This window comes from Streptomyces sp. DSM 15324, assembly GCF_001514285.1.
Taxonomy (GTDB): domain Bacteria; phylum Actinomycetota; class Actinomycetes; order Streptomycetales; family Streptomycetaceae; genus Streptomyces.
Map to the genome: position 1 here is coordinate 109,171 of NZ_KQ949025.1, position 17,867 is coordinate 127,037.

Sequence of the window (17,867 nt, forward strand, 5' to 3'; positions counted from 1 at the left end):
CCTAGCCTGTGCGGGTTCCTCCACGGACTGAGATGCGGGGAGCAATTTCACCTGCCTCTGATAAATTGACCCTGGATTGGTCTAAACCACTCAGTTCAGAACGGCAGGTCAGCGTGGAAGTTGTCATCGTTCCGGATGCCAGGTCGGGTGGCGAACTGATCGCCGAGGCCATGGCGGAGCTGCTGCGGCGCAAGCCCGACGCCCTGCTGGGCGTGGCCACCGGCTCCACCCCGCTGCCCGTCTACCAGGCGCTGGCGGCCAAGGTACGGGCCGGGGAGGCGGACATCTCCCGGGCCCGGATCGCCCAGCTCGACGAGTACGTGGGGCTGCCCGCCGACCACCCCGAGTCCTACCGCTCGGTGCTGCGGCGCGAGGTGCTGGAGCCGCTGGGCATCGGCATGGAGGCGTTCCTCGGGCCCGACGGCACGGCCGAGGACATACGGGCCGCCTCCCAGGCGTACGACGCGGCGCTCGCCGCCGCCGGCGGGGTGGACCTCCAGCTGCTGGGGATCGGGACCGACGGGCACATCGGGTTCAACGAGCCGTGTTCCTCGCTGGCCTCGCGGACCCGGATCAAGACGCTGACCGAGCAGACCCGGGTGGACAACGCGCGCTTCTTCGACGGGGACATCGCGCAGGTGCCGCACCATGTGATCACCCAGGGGATCGGGACGATCCTGGAGGCCCGGCACCTGGTGCTGCTGGCGACCGGGGAGAACAAGGCGGACGCGGTGGCGGCCACGGTGGAGGGGCCGCTTGCCGCGGTGTGCCCGGCCTCGGCGCTCCAGTTGCATCCGCATGCGACGGTCGTGGTGGACGAGGGGGCGGCGTCCAAGCTGAAGCTTGCGGACTACTTTCGGCACACGTTTGTCAACAAGCCGGAGTGGCAGGGGATCTAGGGGAAGGGGGCGGGGGCTTCGCCCGCCGCCCCCACCCCCTTCGTCGCGGGCCTACGCCCCGGCGATCGCCTCCGCCGCCGCCCTGCCGCAGACCCGTGCCGCGCCGTGAGTCGCCAGGTGCGGCAGGCCCCGGGGCGGGGACTGGGGGACGCCCATTTCCACCACGATCGTGTCGGGGCGGGCCGTCAGGAGGGTGTCCAGGGCTGCCGACATCCAGGGGTGGCGGTGTTCGTCGCGGACCACGGCCACGATGCGCCGCTCGCCCGCTGCGGCCAGGATCGCCGGGGCGGTGTTCTCAGCGGTGAAGCTGCCCGCGCGCGTGCCGGGGAGCAGCCGGTCCAGCTCGGGCGCCACTCCCCAGGGGGTCTCGCTGCCCACCGCGATGTTGGCGACCGGGGTGAGGGCCGCGACGTAGGGAGGGGCGGTGAGCGGGGTGAAGCCGTCCGCGCCGGTGACGCGGAGGGCGCGGCGGGCGGCCGTCAGACCGATGTCCGGCTCGGGGGCGCCGGTCCCGCCGGGAGCCGTGGCCGTCCAGCGGGCCAGGCAGCGTACCCGCTCGGCCGCGTCGGCCAGGCGTTCCTCGGGGAGTTCTCCGGTGCGTACGGCGGTGACCAGGGCGTCGCGCAGACGCCGTACCGTCGCGTCGTCCTGGAGGCCGCCGCCCACGCAGATCGCGTCGGCGCCGGCGGCGATCGCGAGGACGCTGCCGCGCTCGATGCCGTAGGTCGCGGCCACCGCCTGCATCTCCATGCCGTCGGTGACGATCAGGCCCTGGTAGCCGAGGTCGCGGCGGAGCAGGTCGGTGAGGATCGGGCGGGACAACGTTGCCGGGCGCACCGGATCCAGGGCGGGGACCAGGATGTGGGCGCTCATGACCGCCTTCGTGCCGGCGCCGGTGGCCGCGAGGAAGGGGATCAGTTCGCGTGCGGTGAGGGCCTCGGCCGGGATGTCGATGCGCGGGAGCGCGTGGTGGGAGTCGACGGCCGTGTCGCCGTGGCCCGGGAAGTGCTTGGTGCAGGCCGCCACGCCCGCGGACTGAAGGCCGGTGACGTAGGCGGCGGTGTGCCGGGCGACCAGGGCGGGGTCGGCGCCGAAGGAGCGCACGCCGATGACCGGGTTCGCCGGGTTGGAGTTGACGTCGGCGGACGGGGCCCAGTTGAGGTTGACCCCGCACTCCGCGAGCCGGCGGCCCAGTTCGTGGGCCACCCTGCGGGTCAGGTCGACGTCGTCCACCGCGCCGAGCGCGTAGTTGCCGGGGAAGGAGGAGCCGGTGCGCACCTCCAGGCGGGTGACGTCCCCGCCCTCCTCGTCGACGGCGACCAGGACGTCGTCGCGTTCCGCGCGCAACTGGGCTGTGAGGGAGGCGAGTTGTTCCGGGGAGGCGATGTTGCGGCCGAACAGGCCGACCGAGGCCAGGCCCTCGCCGAGGCGGCGCAGCAGCCAGTCGGGGGCGGTGGTGCCGGGAAATCCCGGCTGGAGGACGGTGAGCGCGTCACGGGTGAGGGTGTCCGTGCCGCGGGCGAGTGTGGTCATCGGGGCGTCATCCCTTCACGGCGCCCGCGGTCAGGCCCGCGGCCATCTTGCGCTGGACGAGGAGGAAGAGGGCGACGATGGGCACGGCCAGCAGGGTGGCGCCGGCCATCATCGGGGCGTACTCGGTGCCGTGCTTGGTGGTGAAGTTGCCGAGCCAGACCGTCGCGGTCTGGTTCTTCTGGCTGAGCAGCATCAGGGCGTAGAGGTACTCGTTCCAGGCCTGGATGAAGCCGTAGACCGAGGTGGCGACCATGCCGGGGGCCAGGAGGGGGAACACCACCCTGACGAAGGCGCCGGCGCGGGAGCAGCCGTCGACCATCGCGGCCTCCTCCAGCTCCTTGGGGATGTTGACGATGAAGCCGCGCAGGGTCCACACCGTGAACGGGAGGATGAAGGTCAGATACGTGATGATCAGGCCGGAGAGCTTGTCGTACTGGTCCAGGTCGTTCAGCAGCAGGAAGACCGGGATGATCATGGCGACCAGCGGGACCATCTGGACCGCGAGGATGCCGACGATGACGACCTTGCGGCCGCGGAAGGCGAACCGGGAGATGGCCAGCGCGGCCAGCATGCCGACGACGACGCCGATCGCGACGACCGCGAGGGAGACGGTCAGGCTGCGCCCGACGGGGCCCCAGAAGTCCGCGATGTGCAGCGCCCGGCGGAAGTTGGCGAAGGTGAAGCCGGTCGGCAGCAGGCTCGGGTCGGGGTCGATCGCATCCTTGGCGGGCTTGATCGCCGTGTTGAGCATCCAGTAGACGGGGAAGCCGGCGGCGGCGAAGACGAGGAGCCCGAGGAGGTTCCAGCCGAGCCGCGTCCGTCCGCGGGCGGAAACCGTACTCATGCCGCTCATTCGACCTCTCCGATCTTCAGCATCTGGCGCATGTAGACGGCGACGACCCCGAGCAGGAGCAGCACGGTGATCAGGGCGATCGCCGAGCCCTGGCCGTAGTCGTTGACGACGAAGGCGCGGTCGTAGGAGTACGTCGTCAGCAGCTGGAACTCGGGCTCCGGGTGGCCGTTGCGCATGACGAAGACCTGCGGGAAGACGCCCATGTCCCAGATGACCGACAGGGTCGTGAGCATCACGACGATCGGCTTGAGGACGGGCAGGGTGACGTACCGGAAGACGCCCCAGGAGCCGGCGCCGTCGAGGCGGGCGGCCTCCTCCAGTTCGGCGGGGACCTGGGTGAGGCCGGCGCTGAGGGTGATGACCACGAAGGGGACCGCGCCCCAGATCACCAGCAGCATGATGACGGCCAGGCCCTGGGGCCCGCTGGCGAACCAGTTGTGGCCGATCAGGTCGACGCCGGGGAGCTTGCTGAGGATCGCGTTGAGGATGCCGTAGTCGGAGTCGAAGAGCCACTTGAAGACGGTGGTGGCGACGATGACGGGCATGCCCCAGCCGGCCACGAGGGCGATGTTGACGAGGGTCTTCACCCAGCCGGAGACCCGCTGGAGCAGCAGGGCGATCAGCATGCCGAGGACCATCGTGAGGATCACGCAGCCCGCGGCGAAGACGACCGTGCGGACGACGACCTGCCAGAACTCACCGTCGCCGAGGACGCCGGTGAAGTTGTCGAGGCCGATGTTCTGTGCGGGCTGGAAGCCCCAGAGCTGGGACTGGCCGAACTTCTGGAAGGACAGCGTGACCAGGCGGACCAGTGGATAGCCCATCACCAGCAGGAGGATGAGCAGACAGGGGGCGAGCAGCAGCCAGGGGGTGCCGGCGGACGTCCGCTTCGGCCGGGGTCGGCCCGGTGGGGCGGGCGGTGGGGGGGACGGCCGCGTCGGCGGCGCCTTGGCAGGGGTGGTCGTGTCTGCGGCACTCATCCGCGCGCTCCTCAGCGGTCCCTCGGGTCGTACGAAGGCGAAGCCCCGTACGGGTCGTACGGGAGGCGGCGCCCGGCTCGGGGGCTGGGCGCCGCCCTCAGGTCACGAGTTGTTGATGACCTTGTCGATCGCGGCGTCCGCTTCCTTCGCGGCGTCCTCGACGCTCTTCTTGCCGGTGCCGATGGACTGCAGCATGTTCTGCAGGACCTGGGCCTTCTCGACCTGGCCCCAGCCGGGGGCCATCGGGACGAACCAGTTGGACTCGGCCGCGGTGGCCGGCACGGCCGTCGCCGGGTCGTTCTTGAGGGTGGCGAGGTCGGTCTTGTTGTTGGGCAGGTTGCCCTTGGCCATCAGGCCCTTCTGACCGGAGGGGCCGGTGAAGGCGTTGATCCACTCGGCGGCGAGGGCCTGCGCGTCGGACTTGACCGGGACGGCGAGGTCGGAGCCGCCGAGGAAGACCGGGAGGTTCTTGCCGGACGGGCCGGGCATCACGAAGTTCTCGACGTTGCCGGCGAGCTTGCCGGTCTTGTCGTTCTCCTTGGCCGCGGCGGTCGCGCCCTCCCAGGCGGGGGCGAAGATCATGCCGGACTTGCCCTGGCCGTAGACGATGTACCGGTCGGACTCGTCCTTGGTCTTGTCGCCGTGCATGTACGTGTCGACGACCGTCTTGAACTCGCCCAGGCCCTTGAGGGACTCCGGCGAGGAGAGGTTGGCCTTCCACTTGCCGCCCGACTCGACGGCGATGGAGCCGCCCGCGTCGTAGACGAAGGACATGGCCGCGTACCAGTCGCGGGTGGGCTGGTACCAGGCGGAGAACTTGTCGCCCTCCTTCTTCTGGACCTTGTCGAGGGCGGCGGTCAGCTCGGCGTAGGTCTTGGGGGCGGACTTCACGCCGACCGAGGCGAAGACGTCCTTGCGCCAGTTGGCGACGCGGCCGCCGGCGTAGTACGGGACGCCGTAGATCTTGCCGTCGTAGGTGACGGAGGCCTTCAGGCCGTCGAGCCAGGCGGAGGAGTTGTCGAACATGGCGGCGTCGAGGGGGGCGAAGGCGCCCTTGACCATGTAACCGAGCATCTCGGTGTTGCCCATCTCGACCACATCGGGGGCCTTGTCGGTGGCGAGGACCGCGTCGAGCTTGGCGTTCTTGTCGGGCCAGCCGTAGTACTCGTGGTTGATCTTGAGGCCCGGGTGCTTCTTCAGCACAGCCGCGTCGGCCGCCTTGACCAGCGCGGGCCAGTTGTTCTGGGCGTCGACCGTCAGCCAGACCGTCAGCTCCTTAGGCTCGGAGCCCTTCGCGTCCCCGCCGTCCTTGTCGCCGCCGCACGCCGCGATGGAGACCATCATGCCCGCGATACCGATCGCGGCTATCAGCTTGCGCTTCACGCCACCCTCCTCAGGGATGCCCACACCCCCCGCCCACATGCCGGGACCTGGACCAATGGTGTAGACCAGTGCGGTGAGCTTGGCGCAGACCATTTCGGCTGTCAAGGGTGGCCGAAACTGCTTTGACCAGCCGTTATGGGTTCTAGATATGCAGGAACCTTTAAGTAAGAAGCCGTCGAAAACATCGGCCCCACAGGGGCGGAGTCCGGTAGACCACCCACCCTCTGGACTAGACCAGCGAAAGGGTGTGACGGTATACAGAGGGGATCACGGAACGGCGGGGCGAGTCCTGCCGCCACCGTGCCACGATGTGGAGCCGCGGCCGACGGTGTGTCGGCCCTTCGGCTCCCGAAGCCGGGAAGGCAGGCCATGAGCACCGACGTCAGCAGTGCGGAGAACGAGGGTGGGGCGACCGTCCGTACCGCGCGCGTGCCCAAGTACTACCGGCTGAAGAAGCATCTGCTCGACATGACGGAGACCCAGGCGCCGGGCACCCCGGTCCCGCCGGAGCGGACTCTGGCCACCGAGTTCGACACCTCGCGCACCACCGTCCGCCAGGCCCTCCAGGAACTGGTCGTCGAAGGGCGCCTGGAGCGCATCCAGGGCAAGGGCACCTTCGTCGCCAAGCCGAAGGTCTCCCAGGCGCTGCAACTCACCTCCTACACCGAGGACATGCGCGCCCAGGGCCTCGAACCCACCTCGCAGCTGCTGGACGTCGGCTACATCACCGCCGACGACACCCTCGCCGGGCTGCTGGACGTCACCGCCGGCAGCCGGGTGCTGCGCGTCGAGCGGCTGCGCATGGCCAACGGCGAGCCGATGGCCATCGAGACCACCCATCTGAGCGCCAAGCGCTTCCCGGCCCTGCGCCGCTCGCTGGTCAAGTACACCTCCCTGTACACCGCGCTGGCCGAGGTCTACGACGTCCGGCTCGCCGAGGCCGAGGAGACCATCGAGACCTCCCTCGCCACCCCGCGCGAGGCCGGCCTGCTCGGCACCGACGTCGGCCTGCCGATGCTGATGCTCTCCCGGCACTCGCTGGACCAGGACGGGCAGCCGGTGGAATGGGTGCGGTCGGTGTACCGGGGGGACCGCTACAAGTTCGTGGCCCGCCTGAAGCGGCCCACCGAATAGAACTGGCCACACGTGCGCGTGGAGGGTCTGTAGAGGGTCTTCCACTCGGCTTATCCGTCACTTACATTGCCTGCGCGTTACATCTGTGATCAAGGCGATCAGTGAGGGGACGGAAGCCGCCGATGTCAGAATCCCCGGAGTTGCCCAAGGAGCCGGTGGTGACGCCTGTGCGCGTCGCCATCGGCCTCTGTCTGCTCGCCCCCTTCGCGGCGATGCTGTGGGTGGGTTCCTACGCCAAGGTGGATCCCCGGTTCATCGGGATCCCCTTCTTCTACTGGTACCAGATGCTGTGGGTGCTGATCTCGACCGCGCTCACGACGGTGGCGTACCGGCTCCGGCGGCGTGACCAGCGGGCGCGGCGGGGAGGTGCCGGCCGATGAAGGACGGCGTGAACGGCGTGGCCCTCGCCGTCTTCATCCTCCTCTTCCTGGCCGTCACGGTCATGGGCTTCCTGGCCTCCCGCTGGCGCCGCGCCGACAACGAGCACAGCCTGGACGAATGGGGCCTGGGCGGCCGGTCGTTCGGCACCTGGATCACCTGGTTCCTGCTCGGCGGCGACCTGTACACGGCGTACACCTTCGTCGCCGTACCGGCGGCGATCTACGCGGCGGGCGCGGCCGGCTTCTTCGCCGTCCCCTACACGATCCTCGTCTACCCGCTGATCTTCACCTTCCTCCCCCGCCTGTGGTCGGTCTCCCACAAGCACGGGTACGTGACCACCTCGGACTTCGTGCGCGGGCGCTGGGGGTCGAAGGGCCTGTCGCTGGCGGTGGCACTGACCGGCATCCTCGCGACGATGCCGTACATCGCGCTCCAGCTCGTCGGCATCCAGGCGGTGCTGGACGTGATGGGCGTCGGCGGCGGCGACGACACCCACTGGTTCGTGAAGGACCTGCCCCTGCTGATCGCGTTCGGCGTGCTCGCGGCGTACACCTACTCCTCGGGTCTGCGCGCCCCCGCGCTGATCGCGTTCGTGAAGGACACGCTGATCTACATCGTCATCGCGGTGGCGATCATCTACATCCCGATCAAGCTGGGCGGCTTCGACGACATCTTCGCCAAGGCCGGTGAGGCGTTCAGCCTGACCAACCCGGCGACGGGCAAGCCGCGCGGCGCGCTGACCCCGGCGGAACCGGGGCAGTGGACGTACGCGACGCTGGCACTGGGCTCCGCGCTCGCCCTCTTCATGTACCCGCACTCGATCACCGCGACCCTGTCCTCCAAGAGCCGTGACGTGATCCGCCGCAACACCACGATCCTGCCGCTGTACTCCCTGATGCTCGGTCTGCTGGCCCTGCTGGGCTTCATGGCGATCGCGGCCGGCGTCAAGGTCACCAACGGCCAGCTCGCCATCCCGCAGCTCTTCGAGGACATGTTCCCGTCGTGGTTCGCGGGCGTGGCGTTCGCGGCGATCGGCATCGGGGCGCTCGTCCCGGCGGCCATCATGTCGATCGCGGCCGCGAACCTGTTCACCCGCAACATCTACAAGGACTTCATCAGACCGGACGCCACCCCGCAGCAGGAGACGAAGGTCTCCAAGCTGGTCTCGCTCCTGGTCAAGATCGGCGCCCTCGCCTTCGTCCTCACCATGGACAAGACGGTCGCCATCAACTTCCAGCTGCTGGGCGGCATCTGGATCCTGCAGACCTTCCCCGCCCTGGTCGGCGGCCTGTTCACCCGCTGGTTCCACCGCTGGGCCCTGCTCGCCGGCTGGGCGGTCGGCATGGTCTACGGCACCTTCGCCGCGTACGGGGTCGCCTCCCCCACGCAGAAGCACTTCGGCGGCTCGGCCAAGGAGATCCCCGGCATCGGCGAGATCGGCTACATCGGCCTCACGGCGTTCGTCCTGAACGTCGTGGTCACGGTCGTGCTGACCTTCGTCCTGAAGGCCGCGAAGGCCCCCGAGGGCGTCGACGAGACCAGGCCGGAGGACTACACGGCGGACGCGGGCGACCCGGGGGTACAGGTGGAGCTTCCCCCGGCGACCGCGGGCTCCGCTCACTGAAAGCGCCCTGAGGGGCGCGGGGAACCGCGCGACCGGCCACCCACAACCGGCAGCGGGCCGCCGACATGAACCACCACGGCGGCCCGCTTTCGGCTACTCCCTCGTCCGCCGAGCCATCGCACCCCAGAAACGATCCAACTCCCGGACCCGCATCCCCACCCAGTGCGGCGTCTTCCGGCGCACCCCCCGCGGCAGCCAGCGCCGCACCCGCCCCGGCAGCAGCGCCTGCTGCTGCCGGCAGAAAGGCTCCCGGATCTCACCGCGGGGCAGCCAGCCGCGCGGCGGATACGGGCAGAGCTGGAACGTGCAGTCGGGCAGACAGGTCGTCCCCGGTTCGGGCGGGGTGGACGTCCCGACCCGCAACCCGGGCCGCAGCGGTTCCCGGTCGGTACGGATGCACGGCGGCAGCGGTGCACCGGGCTGCTCCGCGCGGGCCAGGCGTTCCTCCACCTCGTCCGGGTGCCCGTCCCGTTCGATGAGGTTCAGCATGACCAGGACGTCGGCGACGAGCCGCTGGGCGCGCGGGTCAAGGGTGCTCCAGCCGACCGACGGCGGAATCCACAGGCTGTGCCTGCGGTGGCTCCCGCGGAGGTCGGTGCGGGCCCCGACGTTGTCGGCGACGCCCTTCTCGTCGATCCACAGGAACCGCTCGGGCTGCCCGGTCTCCAGGGCGAGGGCCACCAGATCCCCGGCCTCGGCGACGAACGGATGCAGACATCGCCGGGGCGTCGCACCGGACGCGTCGGTGTGGCCCGGCGCCGCGTTCACCGTGCCGGCCATCGACAGCCAGCGCCGCACGGTCTGTACGGCGGTGGCCCCGCCGTGGCCGCCGGCGCAGTCCTGGAGTTCCCACAGGCACAGCGCGTGCAGCAGGCTGAGCTGCGCGTACCAGCAGCGGGACTGCTGAAGCACGGTCTCCGCCTGCCGGATCAGACCGGCACGTCCGCCGGGGTAGGTCTCCGGCTGGCGCGGCCGCCGGTTGGCCGCGTACTTGAAGCCCTGGGCCAGCGCGGCCTCCAGGGCGAGCGGCAGATCGGGGGCGCCGCCGACGACGTTCGGGTCGAGGTGGCGCAGCCACTTGGTGAGGCGCTCGTGCGCCTCGTCGCGGTGGGCCTCGTCGACGGAGCCCAGAAGCATCGGGAGGGTCCAGGCCCGCATCACGAACTCCCGGAAGAGGACCACCCGTTGCGTGCGGTAGCGCCGGTTGAGGGCCCTGCGGTCCTGCTGGAGCCGCCGGACGCGCTCGGTCGACGCGGCGCCCGAGAGGGAGGTGGCCGACCTGGCCCGACCCATGTTCGCGGACCAGGTCTCGTACTCCCGCCGCTTCCAGGCCCTCAGCTTCGTCAGCCGGTCCTCGTACTCCCGCACGGGGTCGGTGCTCAGGCCGACCCGCTCGCGGATCACGGCGAACGCGGCGTTGCCACCGGCCCCGAACTCCTGGGCGACGGCGAGGCGGATGGAGTACGAGGACTCCTCGATGCCGAGCCGGAAGAGCTCCCAGTACAGCGGGGTGGTGTCGACCCGGTCGGACACATGGCGCAGCGCGCCTCCGAACTGCTTGAGCACGCGGCGCTTGGCGTCCCTCAGGGTGCGCCGGTCCCCCTTGATGGCGGGCCAGCGTTCGCGCAGCGCGGCCGCGATGTCGCCCAGCCGCCGGGGATCGGCCTCCGCGCTCTGCCCTGCCCGACCCGGTTGCCCACGCGTCGCAGGTCCAGTGTCGCCATCGGCGCGTCTCGCGGTCGCTCCTTGCCGGCCAGGTGCCGGACAACCCTCGTCATGGTGTGTTCTCCTTCCGAGAGCGGTGCTCGGGACGGAGGACCTGAGGGGGCGACCACGTCTCCTTCCATGGAAGCACTCCCGCCCCACCCCGCAACCCGGGCGTCCCCGACGGGAAATCGGGGGTTTCCGCAGGGCTGGGTCCGGCAGACTCGGGCCATGGACATCGTGATACGGCGGGCGGAGCCCGGTGAGTACGAGGCGCTGGGTGAGATCACCGCGCGGGCCTACCTCCAGGACGGCCTCCTCGACTACGGCGAGGGGGACGAGTACCTGCCGGTGCTCAAGGACGTCGCCGCCCGCGCGGCCGCCGCGGAGGTGCTCGTGGCCGTGGACGGCGACCGGCTCCTCGGCGGTGTCACCTTCGTCGCCGGCCCCGGCCCGGTCGCCGACATCGCGCGGCCCGGCGAGGCCGAGATCCGCGCCCTCGCGGTCGCGCACGACGCGCGGGGCCGGGGCGCCGGGGAGGCCCTCGTGCGCGCCTGTCTCGACCGCGCGCGGGCCACGGAGGGCTGCACGGCGGTCGTCCTGTCGACCCAGCGCAGCATGCACGCCGCCCACCGGATCTACGAACGTCTCGGCTTCGTCCGTACACCCGCGCGGGACTGGAATCCCGTGCCGCACCTGGACGACGTCACTCTCCTCACCTACGAGTTGACACTCTGACACCACCCCGACACAACATCTGGGGGTGGCGTTACGGGCGAGCACAAGATGTATGCTCATGCTCGTTGTCGCCGCAGGGGAATCCGGTGCGAATCCGGAACTGTCCCGCAACGGTGTACTCGTGCACGTCTGTGCCCGAGCGTCAGTCCGAGGACCTGCCGACAGCGCGCCCGGCCGTCCCGGTCCGGGTGCCTTGACGTCCGGGTCTCGTGGAGTGGGCCGGTGGACGCGACGCCGTGCGCGCTCGTGTGCTGCCCCCTGCCCTCCGCGAGGCCCCCTGCCGAGCGAGGGAGAGCCCCACGTGACCATCGCGCCAGCCGATCCGGCCTCAGCGATCCAGCCGGACTTCGACGGTCCCGGTGCCGCGCTGCTGCGGACCCTGACCGAGCTGACCGCCGACCTCCCCGACGCCGACCCCGGTCGGGTCGCCGCCGCCGCGCTGCGCGGCCGCTCGGCGCGGGCGGACGAGACGGAGCTGCGCGAGCTGGCCACGGAGGCGGCCGCCGGCCTGATCTCCGAGGACCCCGCCTACTCGAAGCTGGCCGCCCGGCTGCTGACGGTCTCCATCGCCGCCGAGGCCGCCTCCCAGGGCGTCACGTCCTTCACCGGGTCCGTCGCCGTCGGCCACCGCGAGGGGCTCGTCGCCGACCGCACCGCCGCGTTCGTACGGCTGCACGCGGACCGGCTGGACGCGCTGATCGACCCGGCCGCCGACGACCGCTTCGGCTACTTCGGGCTCCGCACGCTGCACAGCCGCTACCTGCTGCGCCACCCCCTCACCCGGAAGGTCGTCGAGACGCCGCAGCACTTCCTGCTGCGTGTCGCGAGCGGTCTCGCCGAGGACGACACGGCCCGCTCCGTGGACGAGGTCGCCGCGCTCTACGGGCTCATGAGCCGGCTCGACTACCTGCCCTCCTCCCCCACGCTCTTCAACTCCGGCACCCGGCACCCCCAGATGTCGTCCTGCTACCTCCTCGACTCCCCGCTGGACGAGCTGGACTCGATCTACGACCGCTACCACCAGGTGGCCCGGCTGTCCAAGCACGCCGGCGGCATCGGGCTGTCGTACTCCCGCATCCGCTCGCGCGGTTCGCTGATCCGCGGCACCAACGGGCACTCCAACGGCATCGTGCCGTTCCTGAAGACCCTGGACGCCTCCGTCGCCGCCGTGAACCAGGGCGGGCGGCGCAAGGGCGCGGCCGCGGTCTACCTGGAGACCTGGCACTCCGACATCGAGGAGTTCCTGGAGCTGCGCGACAACACCGGTGAGGACGCCCGCCGTACGCACAACCTGAACCTGGCGCACTGGATCCCGGACGAGTTCATGCGCCGGGTGAACGCCGACGGCCAGTGGTCGCTGTTCTCCCCCGCCGACGTGCCCGAGCTGGTCGACCTGTGGGGCGAGGAGTTCGACGCCGCGTACCGCAAGGCGGAGGCGGCCGGGCTCGCGAAGAAGACCATCCCGGCCCGTGATCTGTACGGCCGGATGATGCGGACCCTCGCGCAGACCGGCAACGGCTGGATGACCTTCAAGGACGCGGCCAACCGCACCGCCAACCAGACGGCGCTGCCGGGCCATGTCGTCCACTCCTCCAACCTCTGCACGGAGATCCTGGAGGTCACGGACGACGGCGAGACCGCGGTCTGCAACCTGGGTTCGGTGAACCTCGGCGCGTTCGTCGACCCGGCGACCGCCGATCTCGACTGGGAGCGGCTGGACGCCACCGTCCGCACCGCCGTCACCTTCCTGGACCGGGTCGTCGACATCAACTTCTACCCGACCGAGCAGGCGGGCCGGTCCAACGCCAGGTGGCGTCCGGTGGGCCTGGGCGCGATGGGTCTGCAGGACGTCTTCTTCAAGCTGCGGCTTCCGTTCGACTCCGCCGAGGCGCGTGCGCTGTCGACGCGGATCGCCGAGCGGATCATGCTCGCCGCGTACGAGGCCTCCGCCGGCCTCGCCGAGCGCAGCGGCCCGCTGCCGGCCTGGGAGAAGACCCGTACCGCGCAGGGCGTGCTGCACCCCGACCACTACGGCGTGGAGTTCACCTGGCCGGAGCGCTGGGCGGCGCTGCGCGCGCGGATCGCGACGACGGGCCTGCGCAACAGCCTGCTCCTCGCCATCGCGCCGACCGCCACCATCGCCTCCATCGCGGGCGTCTACGAGTGCATCGAGCCGCAGGTGTCCAACCTGTTCAAGCGCGAGACGCTCTCCGGTGAGTTCCTCCAGGTCAACTCGTACCTCGTACAGGACCTCAAGGAGCTGGGCGTGTGGGACGCGCGTACCCGGGAGGCGCTGCGCGAGTCCAACGGCTCGGTGCAGGACTTCGCGTGGATCCCGGCGGACGTACGGGCCCTGTACCGGACGGCGTGGGAGATCCCGCAGCGCGGCCTGATCGACATGGCCGCGGCCCGCACCCCGTACCTGGACCAGTCGCAGTCGCTGAACCTGTTCCTGGAGACGCCGACCATCGGCAAGCTCTCCTCGATGTACGCGTACGCCTGGAAGTCGGGCCTGAAGACGACGTACTACCTGCGTTCGCGTCCGGCGACCCGGATCGCCCGGGCCGCCCAGGCGCAGACGCCGACCACCATCCCGGTGCAGCAGACGGCCGACCCCGACGCCGTCGCCTGCTCCCTCGAGAACCCCGAGTCCTGCGAGGCCTGCCAGTAATGCCCAGCAACAAGAACCTGCTCGACCCCGGCTTCGAGCTGACGCTGCGCCCCATGCGCTACCCCGACTTCTACGAGCGCTACCGGGACGCCATCAAGAACACCTGGACCGTGGAGGAGGTCGACCTCCACTCGGACGTCGCCGACCTCGCCAAGCTGTCCCCGATGGAGCAGCACCTGATCGGCCGGCTGGTCGCCTTCTTCGCGACGGGCGACTCGATCGTGGCGAACAACCTGGTGCTGACGCTGTACAAGCACATCAACTCCCCCGAGGCGCGCCTGTACCTGAGCCGGCAGCTCTTCGAGGAGGCCGTCCACGTCCAGTTCTATCTGACGCTGCTGGACACCTATCTGCCCGACCCGGACGACCGGGCGGCCGCCTTCGCGGCGGTCGAGAACATCCCGTCGATCCGCGAGAAGGCGGAGTTCTGCTTCAAGTGGATCGACGAGGTCGAGAAGATCGACCGCCTGGAGTCGCAGGCCGACCGCCGCCGCTTCCTGCTGAACCTGATCTGCTTCGCCGCGTGCATCGAGGGCCTGTTCTTCTACGGCGCCTTCGCCTACGTCTACTGGTTCCGCAGCCGGGGTCTGCTGCACGGTCTCGCCACCGGCACCAACTGGGTGTTCCGCGACGAGACCATGCACATGAGCTTCGCGTTCGACATCGTCGACACGGTCCGCAAGGAGGAGCCGGAGCTGTTCGACGAGCAGCTCCGGCAGCAGGTCACGGACATGCTCCGGGAGGCCGTCGAGGCGGAGCTCCAGTTCGCGCGGGACCTGTGCGGCGACGGACTGCCGGGCATGAACACCGACTCGATGCGGCAGTACCTGGAGTGCGTCGCCGACCAGCGCCTCACGCGGCTGGGCTTCGCCCCGGTGTACGGCTCGGAGAACCCGTTCTCCTTCATGGAGCTCCAGGGCGTCCAGGAGCTGACCAACTTCTTCGAGCGGCGTCCGTCGGCGTACCAGGTGGCCGTGGAGGGCACGGTCGACCTGGACGAGGACTTCTGACCCTCGGCTCGCTTCGGGGGTCGCCTCAGGTCGCCTCACTGTGGTGGGCGGTGCCGGCGTTCTTGTACTGGAGCCCGACCTCCTGATGACCGTGGTGAGGCCGGAGGCGCGCTTGACCTTGTACTCGGCGATGTGGTCGGAGATCCAGTAGTCGCCGTCCTTCGCCTTGCCCTCGGCGTGCGCCCCCGTGGCCGCCACCAGCACGAGGGCCGCGGCTCCAACTGCCGCGGCCCCTACCGCTCTTCGCATGGTCCTCCCCTTGTCCTTCGGTCAGGAGAGGCTGTCGGCGGACCTTCCGGGGGCGGCGGGCCCCCGCGCGCTCTCACCCCGGCAGCGCCCGCACCCGCAGTCGGCGCGGGCGGAGCGTGATGCCTATGTGCGTGCGGTGGTCGGAGCCGGGCGCGGGCTCGAAGCGGAACGCGCTCGCCGCCACCGCGGTGATCAGGGTCAGTGCGGCCATCGAGAAGTGGTCGCTCGGGCACTTCCGGTTGCCGACGCCGAACGGCGACATGGCGTACTTCGGCACCGCGGCGGAGTGACCGGGCAGCCAGCGGTCGGGATCGAACTCCTCGTTCCGTGCGAACGAACGCGGATCGCGCTGGATCGCGTACGGGCTGTAGACGATGTCCGCACCGGCCGGAATGCGGTATCCGCCGAGCCTGGTGTCGGTCACCGCGCGCCGGGTCAATATCCATACGGCGGGATACAGCCGCATGGTCTCGACCACCACATTGGCCGTGTGCCGGAGCTTTCGGACGTCGTCGAATGCGACCCGCCGGTCACCGACGACTTTTTTCACCTCGGCGCGGATCTTGTCCACTTGATCCGGATGCTCGGTGAGGACGTGGAGCAGCGACATGACCACGGAACCGGCGGTTTCGCTGCCCGGGGTCAGTATCGCCACGACCTGGTCGTGGATCTCCTGTTCCCCGATGGGATCGCCATTCTCGTCCTCGGCCTCCAGCAAAGCCGTCAGCAAATCGTCCGGCTTTTGACCGGATGCCCGCCGCTCGGCGATGATCTCGTCGACCAGCCGGTGGAGATCGGCCAGTGCGCGGTTGAATTCGCGGTTGGCCGGAATCGGTAGCCGATAAAGGGGTCCGAGGGGGAGCACCATGCGCTGGTACATCCCGGCGAACAGGGTGGCGAGCGCGGAGGTGATGCGCTCGGACCGGCTGTCCATGTAGGTGCCGCGCATCAGACAGCGGGCGGAGATGCGCACCGACACCCGGAAGCCCTCGGCGGTGGCGTCGAGGACCTCACCGCGGCTCCAGCGTTCGACGAGCGCGTACGCCTCCTCCTCCATGACCGGCCCGTAGGCGGGGAGGGCGTCGAGCCGGAACGCGGGCTGGATGGTGCGTCGCTGGCGTCGGTGGAGCGGGCCGTTGGCGGTGGCCACGCCCTCCTTGCCGAGCAGGCTCTCCAGGGACTCCCACAGTGGTCCGGAGATGATGTAGTCCGGGCTGAGGGCCAGTTCCCCGGTGAGTTCGGGCGCGGTGACGGCGTACACCGTCTTGGGGCCGAGCCGGAGGCGGACCACGTCCCCGTGGTCGCGCAGCTGTTCGAGGAAGGCCAGTGGGCCGCGGGCCAGCCTCCAGCCGTGGCCGAGGAGCGGGACCCCGCCGCCGGCCAGGGGTGGTTCCTGCGGTGCCGTGGCCCCGGAGGACTCGGGTTTCACCGATTCGACGGTCATTTCTCACCTGCCGCTTCGTTGTTGACGTACGGGGGCGTGGACCGGTCGTCCCAGCTGTCGACCGTGTACCGGCCGGACTCGTGGTGGAACCAGTAGACGGAACTGAACCAGTTCCGCATGTTCGCGAGGCAGGCCCGTACGGCGGCACCGAGTTCTTTTCCGTGGACCGTCCCGTCGGCGAGCCGGTCGGCCAGCCGTAAGACGTCCTTCTCGACGTCGATGAATCCGGATATGCATTCCTCGACGCGCCGTCGTACTTCGTCCACCGCTTCTTCGAGAGTCAGCCCCTCGTGGGTGATGAGGCTGATTCCGAGATTGTGCACCTCATCGCCCGCTATTTCCTTGGGGAGCGAGCAGAGGTCGTTGTACCAGGCGGCGAACTCCTGGCTCAGCAGGGCCGCCTTTCGAAAGGAAGGGTGTTTCCTTACCGCGTCCGGCAGTTCGCATCCGGCACTCAGCTCCAAGAGGTCGGTCCAGATCCAGTGCGCAAAGGTGAGCCGGCGCAGCGCCAGATATTCGTCGACCGGGGGGACCCGCCCCTGGAGACGATTGCGGAATTCCCGGTGGTACGCCTCGATCACGGCGTGGAAGTGGCGCCTGAACCGCGCGTTCCAGGTGCCGGGAAGGAACGCGAACAAACGGCCCGCGCTGTCCGCGAGCCCGGCCACCAGCGGGTCGGGATGGCGCAGGTGGGCCGCCGGGGCGTCCAGCGCCGCGTGCAACCGGAACCTGAGCCGGCGCCACTGCGCGGTACGTCCGTGGACGACGTCGCGGTCGTGCCGGTCGTCCCAGACGAAGAACCATGCGCTGTAGTCGGCTATGGCCTGGAGAACCTCCTCGGAGGCACCCAGGTAGTAGCCCGCCATCAGATCCGTGTAGCACAGTCCGTCGGCATATTCTGCGACCTTGTCCGCCGGCATGAGGCCTTTTTCCAGCAGCCAGGAGCGGGTCTTCTCCTGCAACCGGGGCCAATACGGATGCAGATGCCGGGGAAAGGCCGCCTCGATGACCGGAAGAGAGAGCGAGGGCGGAACCGTTGGTGCGGCCACCCTCACCATGGTGCGGTATGTGGTGCTGTATGGGAAAGCTGGCACGAACAACCCCTCTCAGCCGCCAGTGGGCAACACGCCCCTCCCGCCGTGCCGGGCGCGCGCCGTTGCGTATCCCGCGCTTCCCATTCAGCACCACAAGTGACCGCTATGGGAACGGATTTGCTTCATTCACTACCTCGACCCACTGAGATTCCACCCTACGGTGACTGGTA

At 69.8% G+C, this 17,867-nt stretch carries 14 protein-coding genes and 1 riboswitch; of the genes, 7 read left to right on the top strand and 7 right to left on the bottom strand.

What is annotated here, in order from left to right:
* The first annotated feature begins 113 nt into the window (after nucleotides 1-113).
* Nucleotides 114-899, top strand: coding sequence for a glucosamine-6-phosphate deaminase (gene nagB, locus AQJ58_RS10785; RefSeq protein ID WP_067248050.1), 786 nt, complete (start codon nucleotides 114-116; stop codon nucleotides 897-899).
* Nucleotides 900-950: 51 nt separating this feature from the next.
* Here nagB and AQJ58_RS10790 read toward each other — a convergent pair whose 3' ends face one another.
* The 4 genes from AQJ58_RS10790 to AQJ58_RS10805 all read right to left on the bottom strand — a co-directional run bounded on the left by AQJ58_RS10790 (nucleotide 951) and on the right by AQJ58_RS10805 (nucleotide 5,648).
* Nucleotides 951-2,432: a glycoside hydrolase family 3 protein gene (locus tag AQJ58_RS10790; RefSeq protein WP_067248053.1), complete on the bottom strand. Its 1,482-nt coding sequence runs from the start codon at nucleotides 2,430-2,432 to the stop codon at nucleotides 951-953.
* A 7-nt stretch (nucleotides 2,433-2,439) separates the two neighbouring features.
* Nucleotides 2,440-3,276 carry a carbohydrate ABC transporter permease gene (locus tag AQJ58_RS10795; protein WP_420712149.1) on the bottom strand — a complete coding sequence of 279 codons (837 nt, stop codon included), beginning with the start codon at nucleotides 3,274-3,276 and terminating at the stop codon, nucleotides 2,440-2,442.
* 5 nt (nucleotides 3,277-3,281) lie between these two features.
* Complete coding sequence (locus tag AQJ58_RS10800) at nucleotides 3,282-4,265, bottom strand: carbohydrate ABC transporter permease (RefSeq protein ID WP_067248058.1); 984 nt, start codon at nucleotides 4,263-4,265, stop codon at nucleotides 3,282-3,284.
* A 102-nt stretch (nucleotides 4,266-4,367) separates the two neighbouring features.
* Nucleotides 4,368-5,648 carry an extracellular solute-binding protein gene (locus tag AQJ58_RS10805; RefSeq protein WP_067248060.1) on the bottom strand — a complete coding sequence of 427 codons (1,281 nt, stop codon included), beginning with the start codon at nucleotides 5,646-5,648 and terminating at the stop codon, nucleotides 4,368-4,370.
* Nucleotides 5,649-6,017: 369 nt separating this feature from the next.
* On the opposite strand from AQJ58_RS10805, the gene AQJ58_RS10810 reads away from it, so the two are divergent.
* The 3 genes from AQJ58_RS10810 to mctP all read left to right on the top strand — a co-directional run bounded on the left by AQJ58_RS10810 (nucleotide 6,018) and on the right by mctP (nucleotide 8,787).
* Nucleotides 6,018-6,782, top strand: coding sequence for a GntR family transcriptional regulator (locus tag AQJ58_RS10810; protein ID WP_067248063.1), 765 nt, complete (start codon nucleotides 6,018-6,020; stop codon nucleotides 6,780-6,782).
* A gap of 122 nt (nucleotides 6,783-6,904) precedes the next feature.
* Nucleotides 6,905-7,162 (top strand): DUF3311 domain-containing protein, encoded by a 258-nt coding sequence (locus tag AQJ58_RS10815; protein WP_079078854.1) that lies wholly within the window; start codon nucleotides 6,905-6,907, stop codon nucleotides 7,160-7,162.
* Nucleotides 7,159-8,787 carry a monocarboxylate uptake permease MctP gene (gene mctP, locus AQJ58_RS10820; RefSeq protein ID WP_067248068.1) on the top strand — a complete coding sequence of 543 codons (1,629 nt, stop codon included), beginning with the start codon at nucleotides 7,159-7,161 and terminating at the stop codon, nucleotides 8,785-8,787. The genes AQJ58_RS10815 and mctP overlap by 4 nt, the downstream gene beginning before the upstream one ends.
* A gap of 93 nt (nucleotides 8,788-8,880) precedes the next feature.
* Here mctP and AQJ58_RS10825 read toward each other — a convergent pair whose 3' ends face one another.
* Nucleotides 8,881-10,353, bottom strand: a complete 1,473-nt coding sequence (locus tag AQJ58_RS10825) for a hypothetical protein (RefSeq protein WP_199844564.1) — start codon at nucleotides 10,351-10,353, stop codon at nucleotides 8,881-8,883.
* 369 nt (nucleotides 10,354-10,722) lie between these two features.
* Between AQJ58_RS10825 and AQJ58_RS10830 the strand changes: the two genes are divergently transcribed.
* The 3 genes from AQJ58_RS10830 (at nucleotide 10,723) to AQJ58_RS10840 (ending at nucleotide 14,910) form a co-directional block, all read left to right on the top strand.
* Nucleotides 10,723-11,229: a GNAT family N-acetyltransferase gene (locus tag AQJ58_RS10830; protein WP_067248070.1), complete on the top strand. Its 507-nt coding sequence runs from the start codon at nucleotides 10,723-10,725 to the stop codon at nucleotides 11,227-11,229.
* 45 nt (nucleotides 11,230-11,274) lie between these two features.
* A riboswitch (cobalamin riboswitch) is annotated at nucleotides 11,275-11,407 on the top strand.
* Between the two features lie 123 nt (nucleotides 11,408-11,530).
* Nucleotides 11,531-13,900 (top strand): ribonucleoside-diphosphate reductase subunit alpha, encoded by a 2,370-nt coding sequence (locus AQJ58_RS10835; protein ID WP_067248072.1) that lies wholly within the window; start codon nucleotides 11,531-11,533, stop codon nucleotides 13,898-13,900.
* Entirely contained in the window at nucleotides 13,900-14,910 is a 1,011-nt protein-coding gene (locus AQJ58_RS10840; protein ID WP_067248075.1) for a ribonucleotide-diphosphate reductase subunit beta, read from the top strand. The genes AQJ58_RS10835 and AQJ58_RS10840 overlap by 1 nt, the downstream gene beginning before the upstream one ends.
* 322 nt (nucleotides 14,911-15,232) lie before the next feature.
* Here the strand turns inward: AQJ58_RS10840 and AQJ58_RS10845 are convergent, their stop codons facing one another.
* Both AQJ58_RS10845 and cyc1 read right to left on the bottom strand, forming a co-directional pair.
* The gene (locus AQJ58_RS10845) at nucleotides 15,233-16,603 is read right to left on the bottom strand and encodes a bifunctional albaflavenone monooxygenase/terpene synthase (protein WP_067248078.1); all 1,371 of its coding nucleotides are present in this window, start codon (nucleotides 16,601-16,603) and stop codon (nucleotides 15,233-15,235) included.
* Nucleotides 16,600-17,661, bottom strand: coding sequence for an epi-isozizaene synthase (cyc1, locus tag AQJ58_RS10850; protein ID WP_079078914.1), 1,062 nt, complete (start codon nucleotides 17,659-17,661; stop codon nucleotides 16,600-16,602). The genes AQJ58_RS10845 and cyc1 overlap by 4 nt, the downstream gene beginning before the upstream one ends.
* Nucleotides 17,662-17,867: the final 206 nt, after the last annotated feature.